The 16,804-nt window shown below is 59.1% G+C and carries 18 protein-coding genes and 1 pseudogene; 13 read left to right on the top strand and 6 right to left on the bottom strand.

What is annotated here, in order from left to right:
- The 3 genes and pseudogenes from Q0C48_RS06030 to Q0C48_RS06020 form a co-directional block, all read left to right on the top strand.
- Positions 1-252: pseudogene (locus Q0C48_RS06030) on the top strand (oligoendopeptidase F); the annotation flags it as partial.
- Positions 249-1,628 carry a class II fumarate hydratase gene (gene fumC / locus Q0C48_RS06025; protein ID WP_366937023.1) on the top strand — a complete coding sequence of 460 codons (1,380 nt, stop codon included), beginning with the start codon at positions 249-251 and terminating at the stop codon, positions 1,626-1,628. The pseudogene Q0C48_RS06030 and the gene fumC, both read left to right, overlap by 4 nt.
- Positions 1,629-1,706: 78 nt before the next feature.
- On the top strand, positions 1,707-2,825 hold the full coding sequence (locus Q0C48_RS06020; protein WP_291522479.1) for a 3-deoxy-7-phosphoheptulonate synthase: 1,119 nt from the start codon (positions 1,707-1,709) through the stop codon (positions 2,823-2,825).
- Here Q0C48_RS06020 and metG read toward each other — a convergent pair.
- Positions 2,818-4,854: a methionine--tRNA ligase gene (metG, locus tag Q0C48_RS06015; RefSeq protein ID WP_291522477.1), complete on the bottom strand. Its 2,037-nt coding sequence runs from the start codon at positions 4,852-4,854 to the stop codon at positions 2,818-2,820. The two genes, Q0C48_RS06020 and metG, sit on opposite strands and share 8 nt — an antisense overlap.
- A gap of 110 nt (positions 4,855-4,964) precedes the next feature.
- Between metG and rpmB the strand changes: the two genes are divergently transcribed.
- The 10 genes from rpmB (at position 4,965) to dcd (ending at position 13,234) form a co-directional block, all read left to right on the top strand.
- Complete coding sequence (gene rpmB / locus Q0C48_RS06010) at positions 4,965-5,201, top strand: 50S ribosomal protein L28 (RefSeq protein WP_291522475.1); 237 nt, start codon at positions 4,965-4,967, stop codon at positions 5,199-5,201.
- 10 nt (positions 5,202-5,211) lie between these two features.
- Complete coding sequence (gene rpmG / locus Q0C48_RS06005) at positions 5,212-5,367, top strand: 50S ribosomal protein L33 (protein WP_113526044.1); 156 nt, start codon at positions 5,212-5,214, stop codon at positions 5,365-5,367.
- 243 nt (positions 5,368-5,610) lie between these two features.
- Positions 5,611-6,633: a heat-inducible transcriptional repressor HrcA gene (hrcA, locus tag Q0C48_RS06000; protein WP_291522470.1), complete on the top strand. Its 1,023-nt coding sequence runs from the start codon at positions 5,611-5,613 to the stop codon at positions 6,631-6,633.
- Between the two features lie 72 nt (positions 6,634-6,705).
- Positions 6,706-7,221 (top strand): nucleotide exchange factor GrpE, encoded by a 516-nt coding sequence (locus tag Q0C48_RS05995; RefSeq protein ID WP_291522468.1) that lies wholly within the window; start codon positions 6,706-6,708, stop codon positions 7,219-7,221.
- Between the two features lie 45 nt (positions 7,222-7,266).
- Positions 7,267-9,171, top strand: a complete 1,905-nt coding sequence (gene dnaK, locus Q0C48_RS05990) for a molecular chaperone DnaK (RefSeq protein ID WP_291522467.1) — start codon at positions 7,267-7,269, stop codon at positions 9,169-9,171.
- A gap of 66 nt (positions 9,172-9,237) precedes the next feature.
- Complete coding sequence (gene dnaJ, locus Q0C48_RS05985; protein WP_291522465.1) at positions 9,238-10,374, top strand: molecular chaperone DnaJ; 1,137 nt, start codon at positions 9,238-9,240, stop codon at positions 10,372-10,374.
- Positions 10,374-11,204, top strand: a complete 831-nt coding sequence (gene dapB, locus Q0C48_RS05980) for a 4-hydroxy-tetrahydrodipicolinate reductase (protein ID WP_291522463.1) — start codon at positions 10,374-10,376, stop codon at positions 11,202-11,204. The genes dnaJ and dapB overlap by 1 nt, the downstream gene beginning before the upstream one ends.
- 28 nt (positions 11,205-11,232) lie before the next feature.
- Entirely contained in the window at positions 11,233-11,547 is a 315-nt protein-coding gene (locus Q0C48_RS05975; RefSeq protein WP_291522461.1) for an antibiotic biosynthesis monooxygenase family protein, read from the top strand.
- Between the two features lie 14 nt (positions 11,548-11,561).
- Positions 11,562-12,638, top strand: coding sequence for an iron-sulfur cluster carrier protein ApbC (gene apbC / locus Q0C48_RS05970; RefSeq protein ID WP_291522459.1), 1,077 nt, complete (start codon positions 11,562-11,564; stop codon positions 12,636-12,638).
- A 29-nt stretch (positions 12,639-12,667) separates the two neighbouring features.
- On the top strand, positions 12,668-13,234 hold the full coding sequence (gene dcd, locus Q0C48_RS05965; protein WP_291522457.1) for a dCTP deaminase: 567 nt from the start codon (positions 12,668-12,670) through the stop codon (positions 13,232-13,234).
- A gap of 7 nt (positions 13,235-13,241) precedes the next feature.
- Here dcd and Q0C48_RS05960 read toward each other — a convergent pair whose 3' ends face one another.
- From Q0C48_RS05960 to Q0C48_RS05940, 5 genes are all read right to left on the bottom strand, one after another.
- Positions 13,242-14,318, bottom strand: a complete 1,077-nt coding sequence (locus Q0C48_RS05960; RefSeq protein WP_291522455.1) for an NADH-dependent flavin oxidoreductase — start codon at positions 14,316-14,318, stop codon at positions 13,242-13,244.
- A 145-nt stretch (positions 14,319-14,463) separates the two neighbouring features.
- The gene (locus Q0C48_RS05955; RefSeq protein ID WP_291522453.1) at positions 14,464-15,852 is read right to left on the bottom strand and encodes an APC family permease; all 1,389 of its coding nucleotides are present in this window, start codon (positions 15,850-15,852) and stop codon (positions 14,464-14,466) included.
- A complete protein-coding gene (locus tag Q0C48_RS05950) occupies positions 15,849-16,034 on the bottom strand; it encodes a type I restriction enzyme endonuclease domain-containing protein (protein WP_291522451.1) in 186 nt (61 codons plus the stop codon). The genes Q0C48_RS05955 and Q0C48_RS05950 overlap by 4 nt, the downstream gene beginning before the upstream one ends.
- A gap of 52 nt (positions 16,035-16,086) precedes the next feature.
- Positions 16,087-16,314, bottom strand: coding sequence for a BrnA antitoxin family protein (locus Q0C48_RS05945; RefSeq protein WP_291522483.1), 228 nt, complete (start codon positions 16,312-16,314; stop codon positions 16,087-16,089).
- A gap of 181 nt (positions 16,315-16,495) precedes the next feature.
- Complete coding sequence (locus Q0C48_RS05940; protein WP_291522449.1) at positions 16,496-16,657, bottom strand: BrnT family toxin; 162 nt, start codon at positions 16,655-16,657, stop codon at positions 16,496-16,498.
- Positions 16,658-16,804 lie beyond the last annotated feature (147 nt).

The following is a 16,804-nucleotide window of genomic DNA, read 5'->3' as shown; positions in this document are numbered from 1 at the left end:
TCGCCGGGCTATGTGTATGCCTATGCCTTTGGGGAACTGCTGACACTGGCGCTGATTCAGCGCCAGCGGGCCGCCCCGGCGGAGTTCGTGCCCGGTTATATCGCCATGCTGAAACTTGGCGGTAGTCAGGCCCCTGCCGAGGTGGTGGCGATGACCGGCATTGATCTGGAAGAGCCGGAAATCTGGTCGCGAGCGCTGGATTACATGGCCGGGATGGTGGATGAGGCCGAAAAGCTGGCTGGGGTACACTGAGTATGCGTCAGGAAAAGGACAGCATGGGCGTTATCGAGGTGGAAGACGCCGCTCTCTGGGGCGCCCAGACCCAGCGCTCCTTGCGCTATTTCGCCATCGGTACGGAGCAGATGCCTCTGTCGGTTATCCACGCCCTGGCGCGGATCAAGCGGGCGGCGGCTTCGGTGAATGCCGAGCTGGGACTGCTGGACGCCACGCTGGCCGAAAAGATCAATGACGCGGCGGCGGAAGTCATTGCCGGGCGCTGGGATATGCAGTTTCCTCTGCGGGTCTGGCAGACCGGCAGCGGCACCCAGAGCAACATGAACGTCAACGAGGTTATTGCCAACCGGGCCAATGAAATGGCAGGGCAGCCCCGTGGTAGTAAAGCGCCGGTACACCCCAACGATCACGTCAATCTGGGACAGTCTTCCAACGACGCTTTTCCATCAGCCATGCATATTGCGGCGGCTTTGGCGGTGCATCAGGGGCTCTTACCGGCATTGGCGCACCTGGGGGGAGAACTGGAGCGTAAGACGGGGGATTTTGCCCACCTCATCAAGGTCGGGCGCACCCATCTGATGGATGCGGTGCCGCTCACTTTGGGGCAGGAGTTCTCCGGCTATGTGGCGCAATTGCAGCAGGGCATCCACAGCCTGGAGCAGACCCTGCCTGGTCTTTACGCCCTGGCGCTGGGCGGGACAGCCGTGGGTACCGGTCTCAACTGCCACCCGGATTTTGCCAGTGCGGTGTGCGCGCGGTTACATGCGGAGCTGGGTCTGCCTTTCCGCCCGGCGGCCAACGCGTTTGCCGCCCTGGCGGGACATGAAGCTTTGCTGCAGTTGAGCGCGGCGCTGCGTGGCATAGCCATGTCCCTGATAAAGATTGCCAACGATATCCGCTGGATGGCCTCGGGCCCGCGGGCCGGTCTGGGCGAGCTGCATCTCCCGGAAAACGAACCCGGCTCCTCCATCATGCCCGGCAAGGTAAATCCCACCCAGGCTGAGGCCCTGACCATGGTCTGCGTGCAGATTTACGGCAATGATGCGGCCATCGCTTTTGCCGCTTCGCAGGGCAATTTTGAGCTGAATGTTTATAAGCCAATGATAGCGCATAATATTCTGCAATCTATCCGGCTGCTGGGAGATGCGGCGAGGTCTTTCACCGACCATTGTCTGCACGATCTCCAACCTGCAGAAAGTCGGCTACGGCAGAATATGGAAGAATCCCTCATGCTGGTGACGGCTCTGACACCTGTGATCGGTTATGAAAAAGCCGCTATTGTCGCCCAGCATGCCCACCGCGAAGGCTGCACCTTGCGAGAAGCCATCTTGGCGCTGGATTACCTTTCCGGCGAAGATGTTGATCGCCATCTGCGTCCGGAAGCGATGCTTTAGTGTTTGTGTCTCTGGATTGCCCGAGTAAACTGCCACCAGAATGCCAGGGTTCATGCAGACACCAGAAGGAGATTGATCATGATTTTGATTTTAGAAGCCGACCTCGGCGAACAATCGCCGATCTTCCAGCAACTGCTGACCCATCTGCGCGGCTTCTCCGGCATTCACTTTCGGGTCCATCAGGAACAGGGTGCGGAGCAGGTACTTAGTGAAATCTACCTGATCGGTAACACCAAGCCGTTGCGGATAGAAGATATGGAAGCCCTGCCCGGTGTCGAGCGGGCGATTCGCGTATCCCGGGAATATCGGCTGCTGGGCCGCCATACCGGCGATCAGCGTACCCATGGTTTTGATTACAACGGGGTGCGTTTCGGCCAGGACAATCTCAACGTGTTTGCCGGGCTCTGCGCCGTGGATACCCCGGAGCACGTCGAGCAGATGCTGCGCGCCCTGCAGGAAAACGGCCAGGTCTGCACCCGCATGGGCGCCTACAAACCGCGTACCAGTCCTTATGCCTTTCAGGGGCACGGCAAGGCCTGTCTGCCCTGGGTTTTTGAACTGGCGGGCAAGTACGGTATGCGCGTCATCGCCATGGAGATCCTCCACGAGTCGCATATGGATGAAATCCGTGAGGCGCTGGAGAAGACCGGCCATCCGACCGGGGTCATGTTGCAGATCGGCACCCGCAATACCCAGAACTTCGAGTTGCTGAAGGCGGTGGGCCGGCAGCAGGAACTCCCCGTGCTGCTCAAGCGCGGTTTCGGCATTACCCTGGAAGAATCCCTCAATGCCGCCGAATACCTGGCCTCGGAGGGAAATACCAAGGTGGTCTTCGGGCTGCGCGGCATGAAGACGAATCTGGGTGACCCGCACCGCAACTTCGTGGATTTCGCCCAGGTGCCGGTCGTGAAGCGGCTGACGCGGATGCCGGTCTGCATTGATCCATCCCACTCCGTGGGCAGCCGCGATGCGGGGCCGGATGGCATCATGGATGTCTTCCATGTGACCGCGCAGGGCGTGGTGGCCGGCGCCAATATGATTCTGGTGGACTTCCATCCCGACCCGGCAACAGCGCTGGTGGATGGCCCGCAGGCCCTGCTGCTGAAAGAGCTCCCGTGGTTCCTGGAAGACGTGCGTCTGGCCCGGGAAACTTATGAAGAACGCAAGTTGCTGGCGACCGCGCAGACCCCTATTTAACCCGCATGCCCGGCTGCGCCCCGCTATCGGGAGAGAGTAGGAAGGGTCCGCCCTCCGGCCCGCTGGCGGCAAGCACCATGCCCTCGGACAGGCCGAAGCGCATTTTTCTGGGCGCCAGATTGGCGACCATCACGGTCAGCCTGCCGACCAGGCTGGTAGGATCGTAAGCGCTCTTGATGCCGGCAAAGACCGAGCGGGTGCCCTCGCCAATATCCAGGGTGAGGTGCAGTAGCTTGTCCGCGCCTTCCACGCTGTCCGCGGCAATAATCCGCGCAATGCGCAAATCCACCTTGCTGAAGTCGTCCATGCTGATAAAGGGGTTTTCTTCCTTGGCCTCAGCAGGTACGGGCGTGGGCACTGGGGCCGCCGCCATGCCGGGGGCTGTTGCGGGGCTTTCTGCAGAATTCTGGATCAAGGCGTCCACCTGGGGTTTTTCCATACGTTGTAAAAGATGGGTGTACGGCTGGATCTGGTGATCGAGAAGCGGCTTGGTCAGGCCCGCCCAGTCCAAGTCGCACTGCAGGAACTCCAGCGATTTGCGCGAGAGCTCCGGTAGCACCGGGCTGAGCAGGGTGACCAGCACCCGGAAGCCGTTCAGGGTGACGCTGGCGACACGGTGCAGCGCCTCGCGTTGGGTCGGATCTTTGGCCAAAGTCCAGGGTGCATTCTGGTCCACATAAGCATTGATCTGATCCGCCAGCGCCATGATGTCACGCATGGCCTTGCCATACTCCCGCCCGGCGTAGGCCTCACCGATGGCCTCCTGGGTCTGCAGCAGCCCATCATAAAAGGCCTGATCATTGCCCAGGGAAGTGGCCAGTCGGCCCGCAAAGCTGCGGTGGATGAAACCCGCCGCGCGGGAGGCCAGATTGACCACTTTGCCGACGAGGTCGCCATTGCCTTTGAGCAGGAAGTCTTCGAGATTGAGGTCGATATCTTCCACATGGCTGTTGAGCTTGGTGGCAATGTAGTAGCGCAGGAACTCGGGATTCAGATGCTGGAGATACTGCCCGGCGGTAATGGAGGTGCCGCGCGACTTGCTCATTTTGGCGCCGTTTACGGTCAGGTGCCCGTGGGCGAATATACCCGTCGGCAGCCGGTGTCCGGAGCCCTTGAGCATGGCTGGCCAGAACAGGCCGTGAAAATAAATGATGTCCTTGCCGATAAAATGGTAGATCTCCGCAGTGGAGTCCGCGCCCCAGTAATCGGCGAAATTGCGGTCATGGGTCGAGCACCAGTACTGGGTGGCGGCCATGTAGCCGGGCAGGGCGTCCAGCCAGACATAAAAGAACTTGCCGGGGGCATCGGGGATGGGAATGCCGAAGTAGGGGGCGTCGCGGCTGATGTCCCAGTCGGCCAGGCCAATACTGAACCATTCATCGAGCTTGTGGGCGACTTCTTCCTGCAGGGTACCACTGTGAATCCACCGCCGAAGGAAGTCGCTGAAATCGCCGAGCTGAAAAAAGTAGTGCTCCGAGTTGCGGCGCTCGGGTACGGCGCCGGAGACCGCGGAAACGGGGTTGATAAGGTCGGTGGGGCTGTAGGTGGCGCCGCAGACCTCGCAGCTATCCCCATACTGATCCGCTGCGCCGCAGCGCGGGCAGGTGCCGCGAATGAAGCGGTCGGGCAGGAAAATGCCGGCGACGGGATCGTAGGCCTGTTCGATTTCGCGGACGTTGATGTAATCCGCTGCCCGCAGGGCACGATAGATACTCTGAGAAATTTCAAAGTTTTCCGGCGAGTGGGTGCTGTGATACAGATCGAACTGAATACCGAAGCCGGTGAAGTCGCGCAGATGATCGCCGTGCATGCGGGTGATGAGTTCTTCTGGCGTGATGCCCTCGCTCTGGGCACGGAGCATGATCGGCGTGCCATGTGCATCATCGGCGCAGACATAGACGCAGTCGTGGCCCCGCAGGCGCTGATAGCGGGCCCAGACGTCCGTTTGGGTGTATTCCACCAAATGCCCGAGGTGGATGGGTCCGTTGGCATAGGGGAGGGCGCTGGTGATCAATATGCGTCTTTTCATAGTGCGGATAAATTACAGGGGATAGGCTTATCAGGCAATGGCGTGCGGACCATTGGCAGGCCGCTTTCATCTATGGTATAAAGAGCGCCTTTTTTCAGGGAGATTAACCGATGTCCAGAGTATGCAAGGTGACGGGCAAGAAGCCCATGGCGGGGAATAATGTTTCCCACGCCCACAACAAGACCCGCCGCCGTTTTCTGCCCAATTTGCAGTACCACCGTTTCTGGGTGGAGAGCGAGAACCGTTGGGTGCGTATGCGGGTGAGCACCAAGGGCATCCGTACCATTGACAAGAAAGGGATTGATGTCGTTCTGGCTGAGCTGCGCGCCGCCGGCGAAAAGATCTGAGGATTGAATCATGCGTGACAAGATTAAGCTCGTTTCCACGGCCGGTACCGGTCATTTCTACACCACCACCAAGAACAAGAAGACCAAGCCCGATAAGCTGGAAATGAAAAAATTCGATCCCAAGGTCCGGAAGCATGTGATGTACCGGGAAGACAAGATCAAGTAACACCCTTTTTCGGTCTGCCTCCCGGTGGTCTGCCCTGAATCTTCGGGAGGGGCCAGACTATTCCTTTGCTCCGCCATCATTTTTTGCTAAATTACTAGCACTCATGATGGTTGAGTGCCAAGGATGATTTCTCCCGCCATGTTTTATCCCTTTATCTGCGCCATGCAGACGCTGTCCTCGCCCGTCGTACGAGGGGCGCCGCTCTGCGTGCCTTGCGCATTTTGGCCGGGATTGTAGACGGCCATGGATGAACGCGCCCGTCACCTGCTCAAATCCCTCATTGAGCAGCATATCGCCAAAGGCGTGCCGGTCGGCAGTCGCCAGTTGGCCCGTGATGCCGGCCTCAACATCAGTCCCGCTACCGTGCGTAATGTCATGGCGGACCTGGAGGACGAGGGCTACCTGATCTCCCCCCACACTTCTGCCGGGCGCATTCCCACCCATGTCGGCTATCGTTTTTTTGTCGATGCACTGCTGCGGGTGGTGCCGCTGTCGGCGGAATCCAACCGCCTGCTCATTCATCGCATCGGTTTTCGCGCTCCGGATGCGGAGCAGGTGCTGCACGCCGCCACGGGCATTCTCTCTGAACTGACGCACATGGCGGGCTTTGTGCGGGTGCCGCGGCGGGCAACCCGGATTTTGCGGCATGTGGACTTTATCGCCCTGCGCGAGCGTGAGGTGTTGGCCATCTTCGTCACCGACAAGGGGGACGTGGAGAATCGCCTGATTCGCACCGAGCAACCTTTCGGCGCGGCAGAACTAACGCAGGCGGCCAATTTCTTCAATGCCACCTATGGTGGTCGACCATTGCAGGATGTCATCCATAATTTGCAGCGAGACCTGCAGCAGTCCCGTCATGAAATGGACCGCATTCTGCGCAGCGCCATGGAGTTGGGCGAAGAAATGCTGGAGGAAGATCAGCAGCGCATGCTCATCGAGGGCGAATTCCAATGGCTGGACCTGCCGGAGCTGGCGGGAAGTGAACGCCTGCGCGAGCTCCTGGCCGCCGTGCGGCAGAAGCGCGATCTGGTGCATTTGCTGGATGAGAGCATGCGCGGTAGTGAAGTGCGTCTTTTTATCGGCGAAGAGTCGGGCTATGCGCCGCTCAGTGATTGTAGCGTGGTATCGGCGCCCTACAGTGTCGATGGGGAGGTGGTCGGGGTATTGGGGGTGATCGGACCGATGCGGATGCCCTACCAGCAGATCATCCCGCTGGTCGACGGCACGGCGCAACTGCTCGGTCGCGCCCTGTCGCAATCCGGATGACGCCGGGTCTTGAAATACTCCGGCCCCTTCCCCATATCGTCTTGGACTCAAACTTTCAGGGGTTGATTGCACATGAATGAAGAAGAGCAGGAATCGCCATCCACTGAAGCAGAATCTACCAGTGCAGAAGTGGTGAACTGGGAAGAGAAGGCGGAAGGCTACCGCAACGATTATTTACGCGCCTTGGCAGATACCGAGAACCTGCGCAAGCGTCATGAAAAGCAGGTCGAAGACGCCCGCAATTATGCGGTGGATCGTTTTGCCCGCGAATTGCTGCCGGTGATTGACAGTCTGGAGCTGGCGCTGGCCAGCCCGGTGGAGGGCGCCGAGAGTATCGCGCCATTGCGGCAGGGTTTAGAAAATACGTTGACGCTGTTTGCCCAGGCCTTGGGAAAGGCCGGCATCGCCCCCATAGAAATGGGCGAAGGGCGTTTTGATCCCCATCTGCATCAGGCGATTGCCATGGTGGAAACGGAGGGGGACGCAAACCGGGTTCTGGCGGTGCATCAGAAAGGTTATTTAATGCATGACCGCTTGTTGCGACCATCCATGGTTTCCGTTTCCAAAGCACCTAAAGCGGCAGAATAACACAACGCACACCAGACAGGTTTTGCATATTCAGGAGATGATAAAATGGCAAAAGTAATAGGAATCGATTTGGGAACCACCAACTCCTGCGTCGCCGTGATGGAAGGCGATAAGGTCAAGGTGATTGAGAACAGCGAAGGTAAGCGCACCACGCCGTCCATTGTCGCTATCACCGAAGAGGGCGAAGTATTGGTGGGTGAAGCGGCCAAGCGTCAGGCCGTCACCAATCCGGAAAATACCGTTTATGAGGTCAAGCGCCTGATCGGCCGCAAGTTTGACGATGCCGAGGTCCAGAAAGACCTCAAGCATGTGCCTTACAAAGTCATCAAGGCCGACAACGGCGATGCCTGGGTGGAAGTGCGCGATAAGAAGTATTCCGCGCAGCAGATTTCTGCCTTCATCCTGCAGAAGATGAAGAAGACGGCCGAAGATTATCTTGGCGAAAAGGTCAGCGAAGCGGTCATCACCGTGCCTGCCTACTTTAATGACGCGCAGCGTCAGGCGACCAAGGATGCGGGCCGTATCGCCGGTCTGGAGGTCAAGCGCATTATCAATGAACCGACTGCGGCGGCGCTGGCCTTTGGCGAAGACAAGAAGCCCGGCGACAGCAAAATTGCGGTGTACGACCTGGGTGGTGGCACCTTCGATATCTCCATCATCGAGATCGCCGAAATGGAGGGTGAGCACCAGTTTGAAGTGCTCTCCACCAATGGCGACACCTTCCTCGGCGGCGGTGATTTTGACAACCGCGTCATCAATTACCTGGCAGACTCCTTCAAGGCGGAATCGGGTATCGATCTGCGTGGCGACCGTCTGGCTATGCAGCGTCTGAAGGAGGCGGCCGAGAAGGCGAAGATCGAGTTGTCTTCGGCGCAGCAGACCGACGTCAACCTGCCCTTTATCACCGCGGATCAGAGCGGACCGAAGCATCTGAACATGAAGCTGACCCGCGCCAAGCTGGAGTCGCTGGTGGAGGATCTGATCGACCGCAGCATGGCGCCCTGTCGGGTGGCCATGAAGGACGCCAATCTGGCGACGAGCCAGATCACCGACGTGATTCTGGTGGGTGGTCAGAGCCGGATGCCCAAGGTGCAGGAGAAGGTCAAAGATTTCTTCGGTCAGGATCCGCGTAAGGATGTGAACCCTGACGAGGCCGTGGCCATCGGCGCGGCCATCCAGGGCGCGGTGTTGTCCGGTGAAAAGAAAGACGTGCTGTTGATGGACGTGACGCCGTTGTCCCTTGGCATTGAGACCCTGGGCGGCGTGATGACCAAGCTGATCGAGAAGAACACCACCATCCCGACCCGCAAGTCGCAGATTTTCTCGACGGCGGAGGATAATCAGTCGGCGGTGACAGTGCATGTGTTGCAGGGTGAGCGCGAGTTGGCGCGGGATAACAAGTCGCTGGCGCGTTTTGATCTGGCCGATATTGCCAACGCCCCACGCGGCATGCCGCAGATCGAAGTGACCTTCGACATCGACGCCAACGGCATCCTCCATGTCTCGGCCAAGGACAACCAGACCGGCAAGGAGCAGTCCATCAAGATCACCGCAAGTTCTGGTCTGTCCGAGGAAGAAATCAAGCGGATGATTCAGGAGGCTGAGGCCCACGCTGCGGATGACAAGAAGGCGCGTGCGCTGATCGAGGCGCGCAACGAGGCGGACGCCAGCATGCACGGCGCGCGCAAGGCGGTGGAGGAACATGCCGCGGCACCTGAGCACGACAAGACCAAGGTGACGGAAGCGATCACCGCGGTGGAAGAAGCCACTAAGGGTGAGGATGTGGAAGCGATCAAGGGAGCTGTCGCCACCTTGATGGCCGCCATGTCGGCATTGTTGCAGAGTGCCGCCGCCAGTCAGGCGCAGGCAGAACCTGGTGCGGGTGCCCAGGGCAATGCCAAGCCGGACGACGTGGTGGATGCCGAGTTCGAAGAAGTCGACAAGAAGTAAAATTACCATCGGTCGCGAGGGGGCAGGGTTTGTTATCCTGTCCCCTTGCCCGTTTCAGGAAAGAAGATGGCTACACGGGATTACTACGAAGTACTGGAAATTACCCGCACGGCAGACGACGGCGAGATCAAGAAGTCTTACCGGCGTCTGGCCATGCGTTATCACCCGGATCGCAATCCGGGTGATGCAAGTGCTGAGGATCGCTTTAAGGAAATCAGCGCTGCCTACGAAGTGCTCTCCGACCCGCAGAAACGGCAGGCCTATGATCGATTTGGCCATGCCGGGGTGAATGGTGGTGGCGGCGGGCAGGGTGCCGGCTTTGGGGGCTTTGGTGGCGGCGGTGGGGGGTTCGGCGACGTTTTCAGCGATCTCTTCGAGCAGGCTTTTGGCGGTGGTTTTCGCGGCCAGGATTCGGGGCGGGGCGCCGATCTGCGTTACGAACTGGAGCTTACGCTGGAAGAAGCGGCTCTGGGTAAAGAAGTCACCATTCAGATTCCCAGTTCAGCCACTTGCGAGCTGTGTCACGGCAGCGGCGCCAAGCCGGGCAGTGCGGTGGAGGATTGCACGACCTGTGGTGGTCGCGGTCAGGTACGGATGGTGCAGGGTTTCTTCTCGGTGACCCGCCCCTGCCCGCAGTGCAACGGCAGCGGCAAGGTCATCAAAGAGCCCTGCACGAACTGCCATGGTCATGGTCGGGTCCGCAAGAACCGCGATTTGCAGGTCAAAGTTCCCGCCGGAGTGGATACGGGGGATCGTATCCGTCTGAGCGGTGAGGGCGAAGCGGGAGAGCGGGGCGGTCCGTCGGGAGACCTGTATATTCAGGTGCGGGTGTTGCCGCATGCGCTCTTTGAGCGGGACGGCGACGATCTGCACTGTGCGGTGCCGGTCCACTTTACGACCATGGCCATGGGCGGCGAGCTGGAAGTGCCGACCCTGACCGGGCGCGCCAAGGTGCAGATTGCTCCGGGTACGCAGTCGGGCGCAGTATTCCGTCTGCGCGGCAAGGGCATCAAGGGGGTGCGCAGCAAGCTCAATGGCGATCTGCATTGTCAGGTCCAGGTGGAGGTGCCGGTACATCTCTCCGCCCGGCAAAAAGAGTTGCTGGAGGAGTTCGCCCGGGAAGGCGGCGATAACATCCAGCACCCCCAGCAGGAAAGCTGGTGGAATAAGGCCAAAGACTTTTTTGACCGGATGGGTCTTTGATGACCGGGGCATGGCGCGTTGGCGTTACGGCGGTGGCGGGCCGCATGGGGCGGGCCTTGGTGCAGGCCATTGTCGCTCATCCTGAGCTGCAACTGGTGGCAGCCGTAGGGCGCAGCGGGGCTGCTTATCTGGGGGAGGACGCTGGCCGTTTGGCGGGCGTTCAGGCCTTGGGCCTGCCGGTCACCGCGGATCTCGCGGGCGCGCTGGCGGATCTGGACGTGCTGATTGAATTTGGTCCGGTAGAGGCCGCTCTGGCGCATGTCGCGGCCTGTGTGGCGGCAGCGAAGCCGGTCGTGGTGGGCACGACGGGGTTTTCCGTGACCCAGCGCGCGGAACTGGAAAACGCCAGCCGACATATTCCGTTGGTGCTGGCGCCGAATATGAGTGTCGGTGTCAACGTGTTGCTGGCCTTTTTGCCCGCCATCACCGCAGCCCTCGGCGAGGGCTATGATGTGGAGATTGTCGAGGCTCACCATCGTCAGAAGATAGATGCACCTTCCGGTACCGCGCTGGCTCTGGGGCGGGCGGTGGCGGTGGGGCGTGGCCAGCACCTGGACGATATCCAGTGTCTGGATCGCAATGGCATCCCCGGCCCCCGGGTGGCCAGCAGTATCGGCTTTGCGACGTTACGCGGAGCGGACGTGGTCGGTGAACATACGGTGTGGATGGCGGGGGCTGGAGAGCGTCTGGAGCTGACCCATCGTGCGGCCAGCCGTCTCAATTTTGCGGAGGGTGCCTTGCGTGCTGCCAGTTGGCTGCGGGGCAGGGCACCGGGCCTGTATGATATGCAGGAAGTTCTTGGTCTGAAGGATTTGCCTGCCCTACAATGAATACCATCTGATATACGAGGATATCATCATGCAATACGTCGTAGCGAACCGGGTTCCCGTCAAGGCGGAGTATCGTGCAGAGTTTGAGGAGCGCTTCCGGCGCCGGGCGGGCGAGGTGGATAAACAGCCGGGCTTCGTACGTATGGAGATCCTGCGTCCTGTGAACGATGACGGTCTGTATGTGGTGCTGACCCACTGGGTCGATCAGGCGGCCTTCGAGGCGTGGATGAAAAGTGCCGACTTCAAGACGGCGCATACCAACCCGTTGCCCAAAGAAGCTTTTGGTGAGGGCGGTGGTATCGAGCGCCACGAGGTGATCATCAGTTCTGAAGTATCGCGCTGAGAACGGGGAAGGTCATGACAGGATTGACGCGGGAACAGGTCGAGCAGTCACTGCGCGCGGTGCAGGACCCTTATCTGGGCAAAGATCTGGCAGCAGCAGGGGTCCTCAAGGGGGTCGATGGCTCCACCGTCAAACTGGAATTGCCTTACCCCAGCCTGGGAGTGGCCATCAGTTTGAGCGAGGAGGTGGCCCGGCAAATCCAGAATGATCATGGCATCAGCGCGCAGGTCACCGTCGGGCACCGTATTCTTTCGCATCAGGTGCAGCGTGGTGTCAAGCTGATGGAAGGCATCAAAAACATCATTGCCGTTGCCTCCGGCAAGGGTGGGGTCGGTAAATCCACCACCGCCGTCAATCTGGCGCTGGCGCTGGCCAAAGAAGGCGCCAAGGTGGGCATGCTCGACGCTGACATCTACGGCCCCAGCCAGCCGCGCATGCTGGGCATTTCCGGCAAGCCGACCAGTAAAGATGGTAAAAAAATGGAGCCCATGGAAGGACACGGCATCAAGGCGATGTCCATCGGATTTCTCATCGACGACGAAACGCCCATGGTCTGGCGCGGCCCCATGGTCATGCAGGCGCTGGAGCAGTTGCTCTCCGACACCCGCTGGGGCGAGCTGGATTATCTGGTGGTGGATCTGCCGCCGGGTACCGGCGATACCCAGCTCACCCTGGCGCAGAAGGTGCCGGTCTCCGGTGCGGTGATCGTCACGACGCCACAGGACATTGCCTTGCTGGACGCCCGCAAGGGTCTGAAGATGTTTGAGAAAGTGGGCGTGCCTATTCTCGGTATCATCGAGAACATGAGTTTTTATATCTGCCCGAAGTGCGGTAACGAGGACGATATTTTCGGACATGGTGGTGGTGCGGCCATGGCCGAGCAGGACGGGGTGGAATTTCTGGGGGCGATACCGCTCGACCGCAGCATTCGCAACGAAGCCGATAACGGCGCGCCGACGGTGGTGGCACAACCGGATTCCCGTCTTGCCAAAATCTATCTGGAACTCGCGCGTCATGTAGCGGGGCGGGTAGCCATCCAGGCCGTCGATCACAGCCACAAGTTCCCCAATATCGTCGTCCAGAACCGCTGATTCCCAGCCGCTTACAGGAAGTCTCCGCCATGAGCATCAAATCCGATCGCTGGATCCGTCACATGGCGGAAAATCACGGGATGATCGAACCCTTTTCACCGCGCCAGGTGCGGCACATCGAGGGAAACCCCATTATCTCCTACGGTCTGTCTTCCTATGGGTACGATATCCGTTGTGCCGGGGAGTTCAAAGTCTTCACCAATGTCCGCAGTGTAATTGTCGATCCCAAGAATTTCAGTGAAGATTCTTTTGTCGATTTTACCGGGGATACCTGCATTATCCCGCCGAATTCTTTCGCCCTGGCGCGCACGCTGGAATACTTCCGTATCCCGCGTAATGTGCTGACCATTTGTCTGGGTAAATCCACCTATGCCCGTTGCGGCATCATCGTCAATGTCACCCCTTTTGAGCCGGAGTGGGAAGGCTATGTGACCCTGGAATTCTCCAATACGACGCCCTTACCCGCGAAAATCTATGCGAATGAGGGCGTGGCGCAGGTGCTCTTTTTGGAGTCGGACGAGGTCTGCGAAGTGTCTTATGCTGACCGCGGCGGCAAGTATCAGGGCCAGAGTGGCGTAACCCTACCGAAGGCTTGAAAGCGGATCAGGGTAAAGGCTCTTTGGTATAGGCGATATTGGCCTGCTCGGAGGAGTAGGCATCCATCCTTTTGTTGGCGCGCAGATCATTCACCCAGTGGGGATTGAGTAACAGGGATTTGCCCGAGAGAATCATATCGGCATCCGCCAGCGCTGCCTCGGCGGTGTCCCGATCATGAATATTGCCACAGATCAACAATGGTTTCCGGGTGGCGCTACGGGTCAACTGTGCCATATTTTTGCCGGTCCCGAAGGCCTCGTCGCCAAAGCGATAGGTGGATACCGAAATGGCGTCGATGGGAAGTTGATCCAGGAGTCGAATCACCTGTGTCCATTCGTCGGCATTGGCGAACAGGGAAACTTCCATATCCGCAACACCCCAGTTGGATATCCGGAAAAAGAGCAGTTTGTCAGCAGGCACATGCGGACGCACGGCCTCTATGATTTCACGGGCAAAGCGGAAGCGGTTTTCGACGCTGCCACCATAGTTATCTGCACGCTGATTGCTGTAGGCGGACAGAAACGCATTGATCAGGTAACCGTGTGCGCCGTGAATTTCTATACCATCGAATCCAGCCGCAATGCCCCCTTTAACCGTTTCGACGAAACCCTGAATGACATGCGCAATGTCAAAGGACGACATCACGTCGGGCATGGGGTACGGCGCGCTGGTCAGCGGGTTGTTCTGTTTGGGGATCAATGCGCTGGGTGCGATAGTGCGTTCGGCGGGATTAACTTCATTCCAGGCTATTCTGCCGCAATGAAAAATTTGCAGCACCGATACGCTGCCCGCAGCACGGATTTTTGCGTTGACCTGCGCCCAGGTATCAATTTGCCGCTGCGTGGTTAACCGCGCCTGGCCGGGATAGCCCTGGGCGCTCTCATAATCGCTGACGATGGCTTCTGTGGTGATGAGTGCGACATCGTTTTCGGCGCGCCGGATCAGGAAATCCAATACATCCTGACGGGGAATGCTGTCCTTTTCCGATGACATGCGGGTCATCGGCGCCAGCCCGATGCGGTTTTTCAGGGTGTAGCATCCCATTTTGAGAGGAGAAAAAAGATCTTTGCTGGTTTGGGACATTGGCGATTTCCTTATGCGTTGGCAACTTGCCGATACGGACCGGCTGGAAGATTACCTGAGTAAGATACCATGTGGTCGGTATGTTTCCTAGCGGGCGCCGGGAGACTCCCCCAGATTTCGGGATGGGTAACCGGCGTGGTCAGGCTTATGGTTCGTCCACGGCAACAAGGATATGCCGCAAGCGCTCCGGCCGAAACGCCGCCCAGTAGAGTCCCCAGAAAAAAACAACCATCACCAGCGCGACAAACAGCAGGGTGGCCGCGCCTTCACCGCCGACGGGCAAGGGCCAGAGGCTGACCGCCATCACTTTGATCAGAAGCGGCAGGCTGATGCCGGCGATGATCAGGCTGAGCCAGCGCCAGGCATAGTGCTGGCGGAACAGGAACCAGGGTGTGGCGATGTTGGCTAGGCCATAAATCAGCAGAAAGGCCAGCCCGGTAAAGGTGCCAAAGGTGCCGACCACCGATAATATGGGGATTTTCCACAGGGTAACCACCGCCATACTGATGAGCACGATGATGGCGAGTACCCGCAACGCCCGCGCCGGGATGCCGTGGTGTACGTCCCGGTGATGGAAGAAACGCGGGATGACCCCGTGTCCGGCCATACTGTAAAGAATCCGCGAGATACTGTTGAGGGTGGCAATAGTGGCGGAAAATGCCGCCGTCGCCATGGCGAGATCGGAGAAAATGCCGAGCCAGGGATGCCCGATGGCCTTAGCGATGGCATTGAGCGGGGCTGCACTGTGGCCCAGAGGGGTAGGGAGGTGGGCAAAAGCCAGCACCTCGATATAGGCCATGGCGACGAAAAACCCACCGACCATCAGCACGGAAAGCACCATGACGCGCGGGATGGCGGTGCGCGCCGCGCTGGTTTCACCTGCCAGATTTCCTGCCGTCTCAAAGCCGCCGTAAGCCAGCAACGAGAGAATCAACGCCTGCGCCAGTGGCGCGGTGTGCAAGCGCTGGAAATTCCATTGGGCCGGATCGCGCCAGCCAAAATGCCAGAGCGTCGCCGCGGCAATGAAGACGATGCAGAGGATGGAGAAGATCTCTACCCAGAGCCCCCAACGCGCGGAGATTTCGATGCCGCGCAGGGCCAGTCGCCACGCCACCAGCAGATAAAGCACCCCAATCCCCCCAATCCAGCCCATCCCGGAAACCGGCCAGAAGAACCGCAGTGCCTGCTCGACAAAAAGCCCGCCCAGCAGCGGGGCCGCCGCCAAGGCGCCCAAATAGCCGGTAATCATGGTGAAGCCCGCGACCATGCCGGAAATCGGATGCAGGGCCTTGCTCAGATAAAAGAACAGCGAGCCGGGGGAGGGGAAATGTCTGGCCAGAATGCCCACCTGCAAGGCCACCAGGGTCATCAGCACGCCGATGAGGGCATAGGCCAGCCAGGTAAAGGAGCCGCCGTGTATGGCCACCAGAGAAATCGTGACGGCCGGCATGGCCGACGGCGTGATATTGGCTACGGCATGGCCCCAAAGTTCGCTGACGTTTATGCCGTCACCGCTGGTCCGGCGAAGCGTCACGCCGCCGCCCAGATCGCCGACAGTAACTCCGCTTGGGCCAGCACCGTTTGGGTCGCTTCGTCCTGCAAGTCCGGTGGGAAACCATGTTTTTTGAGGATGTGCTTGACCATCACCTTGATCCTGGCCCTGGCACTTTCTCTAACCGTCCAGTCGATGCTGACGCTTTTGCGTACCTGGGTCACCAGACCACCGTGGAGCGTGGCATGATCAAGCCATACTCAGCCGATGACATGATCAGGATCTTCGCGTCGGAGAATGGCTTTTGAGCCAGTCGCGCAAGGCGGCATTCATGCGGGTCTGCCAGCCTGGGCCGGAGGCGCGAAACATTTCCAACACATCGCGATCGAAACGGATCGTCGTAGATTCCTTGAGAGTCCCCACGGGTCGCCCCCGCTTCTTGCGGTTGGCATCGATGCCAGCCTGCATTTCTTCCCGCGAAAGCGGGCGGTCTTCTTTGTCGATTCCATCTCAGGCGAAGTCGCCGGTGGCCCGGAGCCGTGCCAAATCAGTCTGTGAAGTCGTTTTCAAGCCACTCATGGGACATCTCCTGTTCTTCAGCGCTGGCTTTCCGAAAGCTGATGATGCGAGATTCCTCGCCGCGCTCGGCATGCGCCAGTGAAAGCACAGTGAGCACCTCAAACACCTAGGCAAAGGATTGAAGCCGCATTTCGTCATTCCGTACCACCGGCACGTCGAGACGATAGCGGAACTCCAGCACCCAATCCGCATCGCGAAAATCCAGCCCACGCTTCTCCAGACTGGATTGGCGTTTCTGCTCATCCCAGCGTATGCGTCTTATTATCAAACTTATTGTAGTAACATAAAAAGTGGAGGTCAATGATGGCGGCGGACTTTTTATGCCGACATGGTTTCCTTGGTTGCGGGAAGGAATGTCATTGGGGCATTTCGAATAACAAAAATTTCACGACTTGAGAATGGAATATTCCCCTTT

The organism is Acidithiobacillus sp., assembly GCF_023255755.1.
Taxonomy (GTDB): domain Bacteria; phylum Pseudomonadota; class Gammaproteobacteria; order Acidithiobacillales; family Acidithiobacillaceae; genus Acidithiobacillus.
This window is presented reverse-complemented; position numbering and strand designations above follow the sequence as displayed.

Excerpts from the sequence above, each read along its gene's own strand:
- Q0C48_RS05960 (WP_291522455.1), bottom strand. The coding sequence starts at position 14,318 with ATGTCCCAAACCAGCAAAGATCTTTTTTCTCCTCTCAAAATGGGATGC.
- Q0C48_RS06020 (WP_291522479.1), top strand. The coding sequence starts at position 1,707 with ATGATTTTGATTTTAGAAGCCGACCTCGGCGAACAATCGCCGATCTTC.
- hrcA (WP_291522470.1), top strand. The coding sequence starts at position 5,611 with ATGGATGAACGCGCCCGTCACCTGCTCAAATCCCTCATTGAGCAGCAT.
- Q0C48_RS05975 (WP_291522461.1), top strand. The coding sequence starts at position 11,233 with ATGCAATACGTCGTAGCGAACCGGGTTCCCGTCAAGGCGGAGTATCGT.
- rpmB (WP_291522475.1), top strand. The coding sequence starts at position 4,965 with ATGTCCAGAGTATGCAAGGTGACGGGCAAGAAGCCCATGGCGGGGAAT.
- Q0C48_RS05995 (WP_291522468.1), top strand. The coding sequence starts at position 6,706 with ATGAATGAAGAAGAGCAGGAATCGCCATCCACTGAAGCAGAATCTACC.
- apbC (WP_291522459.1), top strand. The coding sequence starts at position 11,562 with ATGACAGGATTGACGCGGGAACAGGTCGAGCAGTCACTGCGCGCGGTG.
- metG (WP_291522477.1), bottom strand. The coding sequence starts at position 4,854 with ATGAAAAGACGCATATTGATCACCAGCGCCCTCCCCTATGCCAACGGA.
- rpmG (WP_113526044.1), top strand. The coding sequence starts at position 5,212 with ATGCGTGACAAGATTAAGCTCGTTTCCACGGCCGGTACCGGTCATTTC.
- dapB (WP_291522463.1), top strand. The coding sequence starts at position 10,374 with ATGACCGGGGCATGGCGCGTTGGCGTTACGGCGGTGGCGGGCCGCATG.
- dnaK (WP_291522467.1), top strand. The coding sequence starts at position 7,267 with ATGGCAAAAGTAATAGGAATCGATTTGGGAACCACCAACTCCTGCGTC.
- dcd (WP_291522457.1), top strand. The coding sequence starts at position 12,668 with ATGAGCATCAAATCCGATCGCTGGATCCGTCACATGGCGGAAAATCAC.
- dnaJ (WP_291522465.1), top strand. The coding sequence starts at position 9,238 with ATGGCTACACGGGATTACTACGAAGTACTGGAAATTACCCGCACGGCA.